Annotated in this window: 17 protein-coding genes; 8 read left to right on the forward strand and 9 right to left on the reverse strand. The window is 45.9% G+C overall.

The genetic code is table 11. The features are described from left to right. Positions 1–19 precede the first annotated feature (19 nt). Entirely contained in the window at positions 20–334 is a 315-nt protein-coding gene (locus RIH33_RS02660) for a hypothetical protein (protein WP_406653492.1), read from the forward strand. Here RIH33_RS02660 and RIH33_RS02665 read toward each other — a convergent pair. The 6 genes from RIH33_RS02665 to RIH33_RS02690 form a co-directional block, all read right to left on the reverse strand. After that, positions 324–971, reverse strand: a complete 648-nt coding sequence (locus tag RIH33_RS02665; RefSeq protein WP_406653493.1) for a vancomycin high temperature exclusion protein — start codon at positions 969–971, stop codon at positions 324–326. The genes RIH33_RS02660 and RIH33_RS02665 overlap by 11 nt on opposite strands. Positions 972–1,002: 31 nt before the next feature. Next, positions 1,003–3,648 carry a DNA gyrase/topoisomerase IV subunit A gene (locus RIH33_RS02670; protein WP_406653494.1) on the reverse strand — a complete coding sequence of 882 codons (2,646 nt, stop codon included), beginning with the start codon at positions 3,646–3,648 and terminating at the stop codon, positions 1,003–1,005. Between the two features lie 155 nt (positions 3,649–3,803). Continuing rightward, on the reverse strand, positions 3,804–4,784 hold the full coding sequence (locus tag RIH33_RS02675) for a DUF1028 domain-containing protein (protein WP_406653495.1): 981 nt from the start codon (positions 4,782–4,784) through the stop codon (positions 3,804–3,806). 1 nt (position 4,785) lies between these two features. Then, entirely contained in the window at positions 4,786–6,012 is a 1,227-nt protein-coding gene (locus tag RIH33_RS02680) for an alpha/beta hydrolase family protein (RefSeq protein WP_406653496.1), read from the reverse strand. Between the two features lie 19 nt (positions 6,013–6,031). Beyond that, entirely contained in the window at positions 6,032–7,909 is a 1,878-nt protein-coding gene (locus RIH33_RS02685; RefSeq protein ID WP_406653498.1) for a DNA topoisomerase IV subunit B, read from the reverse strand. Positions 7,910–8,063: 154 nt separating this feature from the next. Further along, positions 8,064–8,486: a hypothetical protein gene (locus RIH33_RS02690; protein WP_406653500.1), complete on the reverse strand. Its 423-nt coding sequence runs from the start codon at positions 8,484–8,486 to the stop codon at positions 8,064–8,066. An 82-nt stretch (positions 8,487–8,568) separates the two neighbouring features. On the opposite strand from RIH33_RS02690, the gene RIH33_RS02695 reads away from it, so the two are divergent. From RIH33_RS02695 to RIH33_RS02705, 3 genes are all read left to right on the forward strand, one after another. Beyond that, a complete protein-coding gene (locus RIH33_RS02695; protein ID WP_406653501.1) occupies positions 8,569–9,057 on the forward strand; it encodes an RNA polymerase sigma factor in 489 nt (162 codons plus the stop codon). Beyond that, complete coding sequence (locus tag RIH33_RS02700) at positions 9,045–9,671, forward strand: hypothetical protein (protein WP_406653502.1); 627 nt, start codon at positions 9,045–9,047, stop codon at positions 9,669–9,671. Before RIH33_RS02695 ends, RIH33_RS02700 begins: the two co-directional genes overlap by 13 nt. An 83-nt stretch (positions 9,672–9,754) precedes the next feature. Then, positions 9,755–10,426: a DUF2293 domain-containing protein gene (locus tag RIH33_RS02705; protein ID WP_406653504.1), complete on the forward strand. Its 672-nt coding sequence runs from the start codon at positions 9,755–9,757 to the stop codon at positions 10,424–10,426. A 1-nt stretch (position 10,427) separates the two neighbouring features. Here RIH33_RS02705 and RIH33_RS02710 read toward each other — a convergent pair whose 3' ends face one another. Beyond that, positions 10,428–11,105: a hypothetical protein gene (locus RIH33_RS02710; protein ID WP_406653506.1), complete on the reverse strand. Its 678-nt coding sequence runs from the start codon at positions 11,103–11,105 to the stop codon at positions 10,428–10,430. Between the two features lie 43 nt (positions 11,106–11,148). On the opposite strand from RIH33_RS02710, the gene RIH33_RS02715 reads away from it, so the two are divergent. The 3 genes from RIH33_RS02715 (at position 11,149) to RIH33_RS02725 (ending at position 13,161) form a co-directional block, all read left to right on the forward strand. Further along, the gene (locus RIH33_RS02715) at positions 11,149–12,399 is read left to right on the forward strand and encodes a sterol desaturase family protein (RefSeq protein ID WP_406653507.1); all 1,251 of its coding nucleotides are present in this window, start codon (positions 11,149–11,151) and stop codon (positions 12,397–12,399) included. Next, a complete protein-coding gene (locus RIH33_RS02720) occupies positions 12,396–12,749 on the forward strand; it encodes a hypothetical protein (RefSeq protein ID WP_406653509.1) in 354 nt (117 codons plus the stop codon). The genes RIH33_RS02715 and RIH33_RS02720 overlap by 4 nt, the downstream gene beginning before the upstream one ends. A 109-nt stretch (positions 12,750–12,858) precedes the next feature. Further along, the gene (locus RIH33_RS02725) at positions 12,859–13,161 is read left to right on the forward strand and encodes a GIY-YIG nuclease family protein (RefSeq protein WP_406653510.1); all 303 of its coding nucleotides are present in this window, start codon (positions 12,859–12,861) and stop codon (positions 13,159–13,161) included. Positions 13,162–13,297: 136 nt separating this feature from the next. On the opposite strand, the gene RIH33_RS02730 is transcribed toward RIH33_RS02725, so the two are convergent. Both RIH33_RS02730 and RIH33_RS02735 read right to left on the reverse strand, forming a co-directional pair. After that, on the reverse strand, positions 13,298–13,822 hold the full coding sequence (locus RIH33_RS02730) for an adenine phosphoribosyltransferase (RefSeq protein WP_406653512.1): 525 nt from the start codon (positions 13,820–13,822) through the stop codon (positions 13,298–13,300). Between the two features lie 9 nt (positions 13,823–13,831). Continuing rightward, on the reverse strand, positions 13,832–15,067 hold the full coding sequence (locus RIH33_RS02735) for an ABC transporter permease (protein ID WP_406653514.1): 1,236 nt from the start codon (positions 15,065–15,067) through the stop codon (positions 13,832–13,834). A gap of 81 nt (positions 15,068–15,148) precedes the next feature. Here RIH33_RS02735 and RIH33_RS02740 point away from each other — a divergent pair, with 81 nt between their 5' ends. Beyond that, positions 15,149–16,405 (forward strand): asparagine synthetase B, encoded by a 1,257-nt coding sequence (locus tag RIH33_RS02740; protein ID WP_406653515.1) that lies wholly within the window; start codon positions 15,149–15,151, stop codon positions 16,403–16,405. Positions 16,406–16,414 lie beyond the last annotated feature (9 nt).

Here is a 16,414-nt window from a genome sequence, read left to right on the forward strand (position 1 = left end):
ATTTACAATGCCTGATAATATGGATTTTTCATACTTGATTTCGATCAGTGATGGTGATACGGCGTTCATTCAAGAGTTTATATCGACATTTGAATCCAACTCCACCAGCATCATTGAAAAACTCAAAATTTCACTGCAGACGGGTAATTTTGATAGCAACAAGAAACTGGCACATCAGCTGAAGCCTTCACTGGAGATGCTCGGGTTATCCAGCTTGCAAATAGTGATAGACATACAGAACAGCCCTGAAACTGTCACACAGGAGCAGGTCCTGCAAATAGAAAGCGAGTGCAAGGCTGCAGTGGTGGAAATGAACAATCAGTTCAATCTATAGGGAGTTTCTCCTTTTCGCCTAAAAACTTGGGCGCCTTATTGAACACATAAAGATCCAGCACCGTATTTGTGCGTGCCAATATCTCGCGAATGGCCAATGACAGAGGTAGCTGGTCCTTATTGTCAGCAGAAAAAGCCACTGCATCCATACCGTAATAATCTGCAATAAATAAAGCCCGGTAGCAATGAAAATCCTGTGTAATAATAATCAGTTCGTCCTGACCGAAAATGAGCTTTGACCTGACCACTGAGTCAAGTGTTCGAAACCCCGCAAAATCCAGAGTAATATCAGCCTGAGACACCCCAAGCGCCATAAGAGCGTTGAGCATATCTTTGGGTTCGTTATAATACACCGTGTTATTATCGCCACTTACAATGACATGGTCAATCACCCCCCGATGATACAATTCAGCGGCGGCATCTATTCGCTCTTTGAAGTATTTGTTGGTGCCACCTTTAACAGTCCGCTTACTGGTTCCCAGTAAAAGGGCCACCTTCTTGCTTGGAACTTCTGTGATGTTATAATAGATGTGACTACTGGTACTCGATATGATCCAGAAATTAAGCCCTAAAACGAGAACGCTCAGAGCGCCAACAATGATCACTGTGTACTTAGCGATTTTCTTGAGCAATTGCATTTAGCTTTTCATTGATTTGGCCCTTTCAGGCTTAGTCTTCTTCGTCTTTGCTTTTCCCTCCAAAAAGTCCCAGCTGATTGTCCTCTTCCTCCACTTCATGCTTAATGTTGCTCTTCAATGCCTCCAGATCCACTGCGGATTCGCCGTTATCTTCGTCCAGCTCATTTTCTTCATCATCCACCTCCTTTTCATCATTCTTTGGGATGATCTCGGTAGCAGAAAGTATGTTTTGATACGGACACTTATTCCCCAGTGCCTTCCACCCTTTCACATCGATGACTTCCGCCAGGTCCAGTTCAGCGGTCTCATTTTTCCTGCCATCCTTATAAGTAACGGAGATCAGCGCATTATCGCTATTGTTGGCAAAGATTAGTTTGGATCCTTTGGCCTCAGACACAAAACTGAATCGTTTGTCCTGAGAAGTCGTCTCGATCAGGAAGCGCTTGACATAATAGACCTTGTTTCCTGCATCATAATGAACCGCATTGATCGGTAAGTCCTTTTCATGTTTAAAAAGTCCAAGAACCTGATTGGGCTCATACCTGTTGGTAAGTTCAAAACTCGTAAGCTCATAGCTCCCGTCCTTGTAAAACACTATGATATGATCTTCGGCTTTAAAATTGCCCAGGTGCTTACCTCTCTTGTCAGTATTCAGTCTGCCAATCACCTCATCATACCATACATCCAGGCCACCAAGTGTAGACACTCCCGCTGATTTAAACTGCACCTTTCTTACGGGTTGCTTAGTGAGTATATTTCCTCCAGCCGCTCTTCCTTTGATTTCTATCTCTGCAAAATCAAAATCAAAAACTTTCTTACGAGCCTTGCTTGCCGGTGTGAGATACACGGTTACCACTTCGGCTTCTCCATTCGGATTGGCAGAGAAATAATGAACCCGTGAACCTTTCCCCCCTTTGGTCAGGTCGTATTCTCGATCCCTGGTCACAGACAGCACCTGAAAACGTTTCACCATGCTGCGCCCACTCTTACCGTCTACATAAGCCAGGTTATATACCATGCGCTCATCAGCTTTATTAAAAACCCCGGCATAGATGATGTTCTTACCTACAAAGACTTTATCCTGTATTCTGGTGACCTGACACACGCCATCCTTGCGAAAAATGATGATATCGTCAATGTCAGAGCATTCGCAAACAAACTCATCTTTTTTGAGGCCATAGCCAATAAATCCATCTTCCCGGTTCACATAAAGCTTGGCATTGTTAGCTGCTACCACTGTGGCGGAAATGGTATCAAAATTGGCAATTTCAGTTTTGCGTTCACGCCCTTTGCCGTATTTGTCCAGCAGATTCTTATAGTAAGCAATAGCAAACTCAGTAATGTGCGCCAGATGGTGCTCAGTCTCCTGTAGTTCTTCTGTGAGCTTGCGCATCAGTTCATCTGCCTTAAAGGCATCAAACTTGGAAATTCGCTTAATCTTAATTTCTGTGAGTCTGACGATATCATCCTGTGTGATGTCCCTGTAAAACTGAGGCTTGAAGGGATCCAAACCTTTGTCAATAGTCTGAATGACAGCTTCCCAGGTTTCACACTCCTCTATATCACGGTAGATCCTGTTTTCAATGAAAATCTTCTCCAAGGAAGAAAAGAGAATCTTCTCCATCAACTCACCGCGCCTGATTTCCAACTCCTGTCTCAGCAACGCTACTGTCTGATCCACAGAGTGTTTTAAGATCTCAGTAACGTCCAAAAACTGTGGCTTATCGTCGTAAATCACACAAGCATTGGGTGAAATAGACACCTCACAATCCGTAAATGCATAAAGTGCATCAATCGTGATATCGGGAGAAGTGTTGGGTGCCAGCTGGATCTGTATCTCAATATCCTTGGCTGTGTTGTCAATTACTTTCTTGATCTTGATTTTACCCTTGTCATTGGCTTTAATAATGGACTCAATAAGCGAAGTAGTGGTAGTGCCAAATGGAATGTCCTTGATGATCAGTGTCTTGCTATCCAGCTCCTCAATGACCGCCCTCACCCTCACCTTTCCACCACGCTTCCCGTCGTTATAGTCGGAAACGTCTATTTTTCCTCCAGTCAGGAAGTCTGGATAAAGCACCACTTTTTTACCTTTCAGAATATTGATCGCCCCCTCTAAAATCTCACAGAAATTATGCGGGAGTACCTTGGTGGAAAGACCTACGGCAATCCCCTCTACCCCTTGTGCCAGCAGCAGCGGAAACTTAACCGGAAAAGTTACTGGCTCCTTTTTCCGACCATCATAAGATAGCTGCCAGGTGGTAGTTTGAGCATTGTAAATGACATCCAGCGCAAACTTTGAAAGGCGGGCTTCTATATACCTGGCTGCAGCTGCGCTGTCCCCTGTGCGTACATCTCCCCAGTTACCCTGTGTATCGATCAGGAGATTCTTTTGCCCAATATTCACAATGGCATCGCCTATAGAAGCATCACCGTGTGGGTGATACTGCATGGTGCTACCAATGACGTTGGCCACTTTATTGAACCGCCCATCATCCATTTCCTTCAGGGCATGGAGTATCCTCCGCTGAACTGGCTTTAAACCATCCTCTATGGCCGGCACGGCACGCTCCATGATCACGTAGGAGGCATAGTCCAGAAACCAATTTTCATACATTCCCGAAACCGGGATTACTTCATGCAGCTCTTCTTCTTCTCTGCCGTTTTCTTCACTCATGACATCCTGTATTTTGACTTGCTATAGAATTTAAATTTTTGATCCAAATTCCACACGTTACTCTTTTGCATTCTCGTCAACTCGCCTATCGGAGTTTCTAATCTGTTTACATCCTTAATTGAGTATTTGACCTGCCCCTCCACTCTTGACTGACATTACTGTGCTAAAATCTTCTTAAGTTCATCATCCGAAACATTCAGCACACCATTGTTAATGAGTCGCGGAGTGAGCGTTCGCCAATGCTCATCCTTCTTAAATATCGCTTTAAACATAGGGAGTGCCTCACTCATTTTATCAGTGTTGGCCAGGTTGATCGCATGCCAGTACTGCATTTCCAGATTATCAGGAAACATGCCCTCCGCTTTCTCATACAGTTGACTGGCTGACTCAAAATCACCCGCCTCTACAGCCTGATCACCTTTATTCATATATTCGTAGGCCTGATGCACCTCCCATAGCCGCCTGATTTCTACTAGCGGCTCTGTATGGTCATCCACCCGAATGTCCACTTTTCTATCTAACCATACTTTACCAGTGGGTGACCCGGAGACCACCAATACGGCCGCTGACTGCTTACCTCGGATATCCCCACCTGTAGCTTGCGCCGCTTCCAGTGCGACAATCATCCGCTCAGCCAATGGGCCTTTAGCATTTTTATAAGCCTCCGCCATGGCCGGCCAAACCGTGTCATTGTCCATGAGGTTAGCCTGAACGGCAAAGTTTTCCCCAATCAGGTGCCCTGCCGCCGGGATGTTTTTGGCACCCGTATGAGAAGCTGCCAGCCCATTGGCATCCACAATGCCCAGTTGACGGAAAGCCTCTCCTTCATCACTTTTAATCAAAGCATCTAGCACTTGCTTGGCATTCAATCCCGTTTTCAGCAGTGCAAGGCCTTGCGGACCGAAAGCCGGATTGGAAAATGACTGGGTAGCGATGGCCCCCACTCCTGCTTCAGCCCAGGTAACCACCGTGCCAACCGAGAACCAATGTGACTGAACCGCCACACCCAAATCTCCGGTCTCCGGATCATAGGCAACGATCGAGTAGGTATGAACCAATGGATGTTCCTTATTATACTGTGCATTGGCTACCCAAAACACCATCAGAGAAACACAACTCAGAACGATTTTTCTCATCTTAGTCATTTTCTAATCTGAATATTTCACTTACAAAAAGCTCTATATATGGGCCCACACCAGTTCCATGAGTGCCTCCAGACAATGTAGTGAACGACACCACATCAGCAGAAGCTCCGTTGGCGAGTAGCCTTGCATATACATCCACCGAGTTTTGATAAGGAACGGTGATGTCGGCATCACCATGATACATAAACATTGGGATGGACGGTGTCCAGTCCGTCAGGCTATTTTCAAGAAAGGCTTCCTTCACAAAGGCATATGCCGGCATGTCAACCCCGGCAATAAACTGGGGGTTCAGTAATACGGAAAGCTCGTCATTTAAGAGGGCATTGATTTCACTCCCACTTTTAGATCCATCGAAATAGCCAGGAATGGACTCTGCAAAAGGTGCATTGAAAAATAAATCCAGATCATGGTCCCAATCAAAAGTTTCTTTATAGGCATAAGCCACATAAGCCAGAAAAAAGGGCTGATGGTACGTATCCAAACTAAAGAAGTACTCCTGAAACGCTTTGATGTCATATCCACCGGAAGAGGGAAAAGAAGCTTTCAGGTCATAGAATGCCATCCCCGATTCTTCAAAATACTTGTGGGTGGCCATGGTGGCATATCCTCCTTGCGAGTAGCCTGCCAGATACAATTCATTATCAATAGACATCTCCAAATCCCCTACGAGCTGCCTGGAAGCATAGATGGCATTGAGCACCGAAGTGGCAGTAAGATCTTCCACATAATAAGGATGCATGAGGTCGCCAGATGCACCAAAGCCAATGAAGTCCGGTAAAACTACCACCAACCCTGTACTGGCCAGTGCAGATGTGAAAATGATCTGACCATCCGAGAGTTCCAGATTGGTTGGGGCCTCAGCCTCTGACGCAATGGTGCCGTGCTGAAAACTGACTGTAGATACAGTATCATCGGTATTTGGCAGCATAATGACTGCCGAAGCGGTGATAGAATCTCCTTTATAGTCTGTCTTATAGGTGATTTTATACAACGTCACATCGTGAACCATCAGGTCTACATCTACATCCAGTCCGGATAGTGAAATAAAAGCTCGCAAATCTCCTGCCGGGCGAGAAAATATGCGGGTGGCTTCCACCAGTGTAAGTGGAGTGGTCTCTACCTGCTCTTCCTCAGGAGTAACCTCTTCATCCCTGCAACCGCTGATAAGCATCAACATTAGCAGGCCACTGCACAATATCCATAATTTTATATCCTTCATCATCCTGAGGTTAAAAGTACTAGGCCAAAATAGGCGCGTCTGATTCCTTATCCACCACATCCTTCTCTATGCGGAGCTTATCTATGATAAACTCCTGACGATCAGGTGTGTTTTTTCCCATATAAAACCTAAGAAGATCCTTGATCTTGGTGTCTTTCTGAAGGATGACTGGTTCCAGACGGATGTCCTCCCCAATGAATCCACCAAACTCCTCCGGAGAGATCTCACCCAGTCCTTTAAATCGAGTGATTTCTGGTTTATTCCCTAATTTTTCAATGGCCGCCTTTCGCTCATCGTCACTGTAGCAATAGATCGTCTCTTTTTTGTTTCTCACCCTGAACAACGGGGTTTCCAGAATATAGACGTGATTATTTCTCACCAACTCAGGGAAAAACTGAAGGAAATAAGTCAGCAGCAGTAGTCGGATGTGCATCCCATCTACATCCGCATCGGTAGCTATCACTATCTTTCTGTAGCGCAGGCCTTCCAGACCGTCTTCAATATTGAGCGCATGCTGGAGCAGGTTGAATTCTTCGTTTTCATACACCACCTTCTTGGTCTGCCCAAAACAATTGAAAGGCTTGCCTCGCAAGCTGAAAACTGCCTGAGTTTGTACGTCTCTCGATTTCGTGATAGACCCACTGGCACTGTCCCCCTCGGTGATGAACACCATGGTCTTCTCCAGCAACTCATCAGACCCTTTCTTGTCATCATAGTGAATGCGACAGTCCCTTAGCTTCTTATTGTGAAGGTTGGCTTTCTTGGCACGTTCATTGGCCAGCTTTTTGATGCCTGCTATCTCCTTGCGCTCTCGCTCAGACTGCATAATACGCTTGAGTAGTGCCTCGGCTATCTGACTGTTTCTGTGAAGAAAATTATCCAGCTCCTTTTTCAAAAAATCATTGATGAAGGTTCGCATGGTGGGCCCTTCTTCAGCCACATTGATAGAGCCCAGTTTGGTTTTGGTCTGACTCTCAAAAACGGGCTCCTGAACCCGTACCGCAACGGCACTCACAATGGATGCCCGGACATCAGATGCCTCAAAGTTTTTGCCATAGAAATCCCGAATGGTTTTCACAACAGCTTCTCTGAAGGCCGCCAGGTGCGTGCCACCCTGTGTAGTGTGCTGCCCGTTCACAAAAGAATAGTACTCTTCCCCATATTGATTGGCATGGGTCATGGCCACCTCTATGTCATTGCCCTTCAGGTGGATGATCGGATATCGCAAAGCTTCCTCGTCGGTTTTGCGCTCCAGCAAATCAAGCAGACCATTCTCAGAATGGTATTTTTTACCATTGAAATTGATGGTGAGCCCCGCATTAAGAAAGGCATAGTTCCAAAGCAGGTTTTCGAGGTATTCGGGTATGAAATGATAGTGCTTAAACACCGTATCATCTGGTTCAAAGCTAATAGCCGTTCCATTGCGCTCTGTGGTCTTTTCCACTTTGGCGTCATTGGTGATTTCACCTCTTACAAACTCCGCTAACTTGGTCTCTCCATCCCTGAACGACTGCACTTTAAAATAGGAACTCAGTGCATTCACTGCTTTGGTACCCACACCATTCAGTCCTACGGACTTCTGAAAGGCTCCTGAATCGTATTTTCCTCCGGTATTTATTTTACTCACACAATCCACCACTTTGCCCAGTGGAATCCCACGACCAAAATCCCGTACCTCCACCTTTCGGTCAGATACTTTGATGTTGATGGTCTTCCCGTGCCCCATCATGTGCTCATCGATGCTATTATCGATGATCTCCTTCACCAATACATAAATACCATCATCGTGGGCCGAGCCATCGCCCAGCTTCCCTATGTACATCCCGGGTCTCAGTCTGATGTGTTCTTTCCAGTCTAGCGACTTGATACTATCCTCGGTATATTGTACTTCTGCCATACGCGCGTTTGAAATCGGATGATTAAACCATTGATTTGATCAACTCAAATCGGAATTTATACAAAAAAACAGATTTAGAAAGGCCTTAAAATCAACAGTGACTTGAGCCTTTAAATGAATTGAAAAGCCTTAAAATATTGCAAATCAAGTAGTTTTAAGCCTTTTTATAGATCAGATAAAATAATCCTAAAATCCATGAAAAAATGAGCACCGGCCCCATGTAGTTCAAATAGGCAAAACCCGAGGGGTTCAGGTGTCCGCTGTTATTGAGCACCCCAATGAATCCAACGAGAAGCGTCAAGCAGATATTAATCACAAATGCTCCACTTCTCACCCAGGCCTTTACATCCTCATTTTCAATTTTGCCCTCAAAGAGTTTCTGAAAAGCCAGCATCACGAGATTCACAATCACGAAACCAGCCACCACATAATAGAAAAAAGTCTCCTTGTGTAGCTGCAAACCACCGGTACCGGGCTCCATTGCGACCATAATGGGTAGGTAGGCGTATACCAGCACGAGAATGATTAGAAAAAGAATGATGGAAAGTAACTTGAGGAAACTAACGACTCTAAGCATATTTTAATTGAACGAAGCTGTAATTTTCAAATGTCAAATCTTACTAACGGCACAAAAGTAGGTCACCCCAAGCACAATCACCTTGACTGAAAAAGAATTTATAACAGCAATTCAAAATCACACCGGGATCATCCACAAGATCCTTTATCTGTACGTGGATGACCCTGAAGACAAGCGTGACCTGAAACAGGAAATTCAGCTGCAAGCCTGGCGAGCCAAGGATAGGTTCAGGGGTGACTCACAGTTTAGCACATGGCTATACAGAGTGGCCCTCAATACGGTATTTACCTTTAACAGAAAGCGGAAAATCACCTCCACCAGCCTGGACTCCGCCGTGGAGGCCATCCATCAGGTACCTGAAAAAACAGAGCGATCAGATCTGCTCATGCGGGCTATCAAAGGGCTGAATGATGTAGACAAAACCATCGTAACGCTGCACCTGGAAGATTATGACAATGGAGAAATCGCCGATATCACCGGACTGAGTAAAAACAACGTGGGGGTTAAACTCCATCGGATCAAAGAAGCATTGAAGAAAAAACTTAACGAAAAAGCCCAATGGACGAACTAAAAGAAGCCTGGGAAGAATTGAACTCCAAAAGTGAGGAGTTTACTCGTATTTCGGCAGAGGAAATCAAGCAAACCGCCACATTGAAATCTGCCGGAGTGATAGAGAAGTTGCGATCCGGGGTTAGGAAGAAATTGGCGTACGCTGTTTTTTTTACGTTGGCCATCGGGGCTGGTATTCCATTTGCCTTTCCGTTGGCTTCTCAGGTCCTGCTAACCATCCTGCTTGCAGCCTATCTGGTGGGTGCCGTTCTGCTCTATCAGGAATTACAAATACTCAACAGAGGTGTGGACATGACTCAAGATGTTCTGCACGGTCTTACCACCTACCGCGACCGCATCAAACGGGTGCTCAGGTATGAGGAGTCTACAGCGCTGGCCCTCTACCCTGTCTCTATTTCCGGTGGCTTCTTTCTGGGATTCCAGATTGTGGATCGGGATGCACAGATCATGACTCAAACAATCCATTGGATATTCCTTGTAATGACCATTGTACTGTTAACGGTAGGAGGCCACTGGTTGGCGAGGTGGATGAACCGCAAGGCTTTTGGCAAATACCTCGACCGGCTGGATCAAACAATTAATGAGTTGGAGGGTGATCGTGAAGAGATGAGATAAAGTAAGCTTTTATTTATACAACCAGTCTCCTTGCCGGAGTTATAATCTTAACTCCTATTTTTGCCACCTCAACTCATGAGCGAATGAAAGAAATACGACTGATGAGCCCTGGTGCCGGCGGTCACATCATCAATGAATATGGACTACCCGAAAAGCCACCCCATGATTGGGCTTTTCTACCTGCCGGAGATGCCGCCCTCACCAGAAAGGTGACCGCAGCGGGCGCTTGCTGGCGCATACAAATCAAAAAAGGCAGGCGACTACAGTCTCTGGGGATATGGGCCCCAAAAGATCACATAGCCCTCGCAAAGCAGGAAGTGGACAACATGCGCTCCGCTCCTGATTACGCCCGGAAAATGGCCAGTGCCGCCAAATCAAGAGACAAGAAACAGTCAGCATACACCACTGAATTCGAACAGGCGGTAATTGGCTATTTGAACTTTCACCCCATCCATCGTGTGTATGAAACTACCATGGCCCGTTTGATCACCGCACATGCTACTCCTGTAGGTAGCGGAACGGTAGCCCGCACACAGAGGATCCCACTGACGGAAAGAGCTGCAAGGGCGGTAACGGCATGGATGCGTCACCAGACAACGGAATATGATCGAATGAAAATCGCCAGGGTGAAAGGAGAAAGGCGAGCTGTACGCCGACAACTTGCAGGACGCTCAGTGGAGCTCCTGAAAGCCTACAGAAAGGGTCAACCCATTTCTCCTGAATGCCCCCTCCGGCAGGCTTTGGCTAACCAATAGTTCAGTCTTTTGGTAAGAACGGCCCCATCTTCTCGGCATACTCCGGGTTATAAAATAGCATCGGTGATCTCAACTTTTTAATGGCCGCCTCCAGGTTCGTAAAATTGGATTGTGGGATATGAAGGGGGATTTTGTAGAGTATGGGGTCCTTTTTATCAATGGGGAAAGGTACCCTGGATTGGTACAAATATGGGATAAGGGTGGTGTTGCAATTCAATGCGATCCGGGATATCTCATAGGTCTCCAACAGCTCAGTCAAAGTGGTGTTTATTTTCTCGAAAAACTCCGTAGTAGCGGCCAATCTTACTCTTGAGCCGGCCCTTGATTTCCCTTTTTTATTTAAGTATTTAATCTGACTATATCCCTGCTTCTTACGGGTCATGTAGGCAGAGAAGGTGGTGTGATACCGATTCTCGGTACCTTCCATTATGGAAATAGCCGCATTCCCTGATTCAATAGTCAAATAAAGCACACTCGCGGTTTCTTCCACAACCGATAAGTCCTGATGAATAGTCAGATGTAAGGGCAACCGGATAAATCCCAGAGATTCGTGCGCTTCATCGTTGAGCACCACGATGTGTTTCTTAAAATCATAGACCGCATGGGGGAACTCCACCTTAACCATCTCCAGCAACTGACTAATTGGTATGTGGTACAAGTTGATTTTGAACTGATCCATGACTGGCAGATTTTTAAGAGCTCAAAGCTAATGATCCGACAGCATGCTTTACCTTTGGTTCATGAATATTGACCCCATTATTCTTTCCATCCCCATTTACTTTCTGCTCATTGTGGTGGAACTTCTGGTTCAGTTTTTCCACAACCAAAAGATTTATCGACTTAATGATGCGGTCACTAATATCTCGTGTGGCATCACCCAGCAGATTACGGGTGCCTTTTTCAAAGTGATAACCATCGCTGCTTATCAGTTTGTCTACGAAAACTGGAGCCTTTTCCACATCGAAAATACCTGGTGGTCTGTAACCCTCCTTATCCTGGCCGTAGACCTGTGCTACTACTGGGCGCACCGAATGAGTCATGAGGTGAATCTCTTCTGGGGTGGACATGTGGTACATCACCAGAGCGAAGATTACAACTTTTCAGTAGCCCTTCGGCAGGGGTCCTTTCAGGTGGTGTGGACCTTCTGGTTTTACATCCCATTGGCATTTCTAGGATTCAACACAGTTACTTTTCTCCTGGTGGCAGCGCTTAATACAGTCTATCAGTTTTGGATTCATACCGAAACCATAGGTAAGCTCCCCCGCCCCATTGAGCTCATTTTCAATACGCCATCTCATCATCGGGTGCACCATGGTCGTAATCCAAAATACATCGATAAGAACCATGCCGGGTCTCTGATCATCTGGGATCGAATGTTTGGCACCTTTCAGGAGGAAGAAGAAAGACCCACCTACGGCATCACCAAGCCCATCAATACCTGGAACCCCGTATGGGCCAATCTGCAGCACTATGTAGATATGACCAGCCAGCTTAAGAGTACACCTGGTTTAATGAACAAGCTGGGCATCCTGTTCAACAAACCGGGATGGAGACCTGTGGCCCTCGGAGGCTATCAGCCAGCTCCGGAAGTAGATAAGGCCAACTACCGTAAGTATGACACACATCCGGCGCTTAAAATAAGCATATATGTCCTTGTTCAGTTTGTGATTGCATTGGGTGTCACTTCAGTTTTTTTATTCACTCTGCCTGATCAGGAGCTGATTAACAAACTTGTGTTTTCTCTGGTGATTGTGTGGTCGGTAGCTCAGTTTGGGTTATTACTAGACAATCATCCCGACTGGAGCAGATTGGAATACCTACGCATTCTGTTTTGTGGTGGTATCTTTTCCTTACTGTATCCGCTCCCCATCGTGATGATCATATCCGTCCTATACACCGTAACCTCTTTGATTACATTTTTCTTTATATATAAACCTGCAGCCGGCAGAGTCAGGTCGGTGATCAACTCATGAAATACTTTTTTCCACTGTTATTAGTTTTCCTGTTAAGTGCCTGTTATTCCATACCAAAAATCGAGGGTTTTGACAAAGTCGCCTGGGGATCTGAATTGAGTTGTAATGCCAACCGCCTGAGCGATGCCCAGCTTCTGGTCTCTCAACAGGATAAACTGTTGGGTGAAGGCCAGGCGGAAATAAAGCTACTTTTGGGAGCTCCCGATGAGCATGAGCTTTACAATAGAAATCAGAAATTCTTCTATTATAACCTTACTCCATCTTCAGGTTGTGAAAATGGAACGTTCCGCCGCTTGAGTGTAAAATTTGACGCACTGGATCGGGTGAAGGAAGTGATGATTATTGAGTAACAATATCACCTCTGCGCAGGAGAGGTCGCATCATCACAAGTCAGTCACTTAACTGTCTTGATGTGATGCCTGCCTACGCAGGCATGACGGCCTTTACTTATATTTGTTTATGACTGCTAAAGGAGGATACGTTTACATCGTAGCCAACCAATACCGTACAACCATCTACATTGGTGTAACTTCTAATCTTTATGCCCGTGCCTACCAACACCGCAATGGTGAAGGCTCTGAATTCACTCAAAAATATCAATGTTACTATTTGGTATATTTTGAATTTCATGACAGAATCGATGCAGCAATAGCTCGGGAAAAACAACTGAAAAAGTGGAAGCGTGACTGGAAAGATCGATTGATCGCAGAGTTTAATCCAACCTGGAGAGACCTATTTGATGATGTCTCTGATTACCAATAGCTACCAATACCGTCACCTCTGCGCAGGCAGAGGTCGCATCACCACAAGTCAAATCACTACCTCAAACGGATTGATGTGATGCCTGTCTACCAGGTGAGCAGAGGACTTTTCAAGCCTCAACGCAGCCATCAATCACCTAAAAAGTAACCAACGAATGCACTTCGCCGGAACCTTTCAAACGTTCCTGGCCTTTGAGAAAAGACAACTCCACCAAAAAAGAATAACCAACCACCTCACCACCAATCTTCTGAATCAGTTCTGCTGCAGCTCTTGCAGTCCCGCCAGTAGCCAATAGATCATCATGAATGAGCACACGCTGACCTTTAGAAATCGCATCTACATGAATTTCTATCTCAGCGGATCCATATTCCAAATCATAAGAATGCTTAATGGTCTCATATGGCAGCTTCCCGGCTTTTCTCACAGGAATAAATGGCACTCCCAACTGCTGTGCTAATTGCAAACCATAGATGAACCCACGGGATTCAATGCCGACAACCCCTTCTACATTTCTCGTACTCCAGTAATCAAAGAAGGTCTGGCTCACCTCGGCACTCAGTGCAGGATTGGCCAGTACGGGGGTTATGTCTTTGAATAGAATACCGGGTTTTGGAAAGTCAGGTACGTCACGAATGACTTTGGAAAGTTTTTCTGAAATCATCCGGCTAAGTTATTCAAATCTCAATGACTCGATAGGATCGAGCTTGGAAGCCTTATAAGCAGGCAGGTATCCTGAGATAAGCCCCACAGTCATCCCAATGATCACCCCCACAAGAATCCACAACCAAGGGATCACAAAACCCCCGCTACTGATCAGACTGGAAGTAAGATTGCCGATAACAATACCCAGTACAATTCCTCCAACACCACCCATCTGACAGATAACAATGGCTTCTATCAGGAACTGCTGACGAATCTTTAATGGTGTGGCCCCCAATGCTTTACGAACACCTATTTCGCGTGTTCGTTCTGTCACAGATACGAGCATGATATTCATCAGGCCAATGGAGGCACCCAGCAGGGTAATGAAACCAATGGTGAATCCTCCAATCTTCAGATAGCCTGTAATTTCACCGAGTCGCTCAGCCAGTGACTGGTTCACTGTCACCTGAAAGGAGTTCTCCTGCTTCACAGGATCACGTCTGATGGCGCGCATAAGGCCCGTAGCCAGCCCGGTAGCGGCATCCATTTGTGTGGGATCATGCACCGCCACTGTGGCTTCGTAATCCAGCTGTCTCCCGGCCGCCAGACGTCTCGCAGTTAGTGTGGGTACCAGACACATACGGTCCACGCTTCCATTACCACCAGTTCCACCCTGGGCACCAAGCAAGCCAACCACTTTGAAATTGGAGCCCATGAATTTAATCTCTTTATTAATCGGGTCTTCCTCTTTTTCAAACAAGGCATCCTTAATCTCCGAACCAATAATCACCACCATGGCTCCATTCTGCACTTCAATCTGTGAGAACCCACGCCCCTCCTTGATGTCATAACCGTCCACCAGCAGGTAATTGTCGTCACCGCCCTGGACACGTGAATTCGGATTAGTCTTTTTGGATCCACGTTTGATCTCCGCAGCAAAGGACACATAAGCATTTACACTCACTACCCCGGCAGTGTACTTCTCTTTGAACCTCATTAAATCCTCATAAGTCAGTGGTGGAAAGACTTTGGCCTCTTTCCCCTCACGAGAACCCCGATTCTGACGTACACTCTCCATGTCAAATGTATTGGCTCCAAGATTGGAAAAACTATCGTTAATGGAGCTTTGAATACCCTCAATGGCTGTGAGAATACCCACCAGCGAAGTGATCCCAATGGCAATAATGGCCGCCGTGAGGAAGGTTCTGAGCTTATTGGCCCGTACCGATTTTATTCCTTCTTTTATATTTTCTCTGAGATCCATGGGTTACCTTTATCGCTTTGGAAAGTTAGTGAGAACTATGCTTTATGATTGACTGTTGCTGTATTAAATTTTGATAGTGGGATGCGTAAACTCTTTCTGATTCTAATCCTTTTTGTTGGCTTTCAGGCCCAATGTGCCTACATCCTCATTCCCATGGATGAAACACAGACCGATCACCTAAAGGCATACGGAATTACTTACTGGATGTTGACCCAGGAAGTACCGGCCGACTGGTTGCTCAATTACCGCGGTGGCAGTTTTATGGTCAAACACCTTCAGAGTATCGAAAATGAATGTGTCATACGCAATGTGTCCTATGAGATCATCTCCGATGCACAAGCCAATCAGATCCTGAATGAGATCGCCAGCCCGGCTTCCAATATGGACGTAATGAAGCTGGAGAAATATCCAAAAATTGCGGTGTATTCCCCTAAGAGCAAACAGCCCTGGGATGATGCAGTAACACTCGTCCTGACTTATGCCGAGATACCCTATGACGTGATCTTTGATGATGAGATCATGTACAACGAACTTCCTAAATACGACTGGCTACATCTACACCACGAAGATTTCACGGGTCAATATGGTAAGTTCTATCGCACCTACCAGCACTTCCCATGGTACCAGCAGCAGCAGCGCGAATATGAAGAGTCTGCGCGCAAGCATGGTTACTCTAAGGTATCTCATCTCAAGCTGGCTGTCGTGAAGAAAATACACGGATTCGTTGCAGGGGGCGGCTTCCTTTTTGCCATGTGCTCAGCCACAGACACTTATGATATAGCACTGGCCGCAGAGGGCCTGGACATAGTAGAGTCTATGTATGATGGTGATCCTGCTGACCCGAACGCTCAAAATAAGCTGGACTTTGAAAAGACCATGGCGTTTCAGAATTTTCGATTGGAAAGAAACCCCTATGAGTATGAATATTCAGACATAGACATGCAGGCGCGTGAACGTGGACTGAAGCAGGAAACAGACTTTTTCTCCCTCTTTGAGTTTTCCGCCAAATGGGACCCCATCCCTACCATGCTCACACAAAATCACGAACACATTATCAAAGGGTTTATGGGGCAGACTACTTCGTTCAGGAAGTCACTCATCAAGTCGGATGTGGTGATTATGGGTGAAACCCGCTCAGTAGGTGAAGCGCGTTATATTCATGGGATCATGGGCAAGGGATTCTGGACGTTTTATGGCGGACACGACCCGGAGGATTACCAACATTTCGTCAATGAACAACCAACAGACCTGAACCTCCACCCCAATTCTCCGGGCTATCGACTCATCCTCAACAACATCCTCTTTCCTGCAGCAAAAAAGAAAAAGCAGAAGACCTGATGGGAGCTT

Source organism: Marinoscillum sp. (assembly GCF_040222955.1).
Taxonomy (GTDB): Bacteria; Bacteroidota; Bacteroidia; order Cytophagales; family Cyclobacteriaceae; genus Marinoscillum.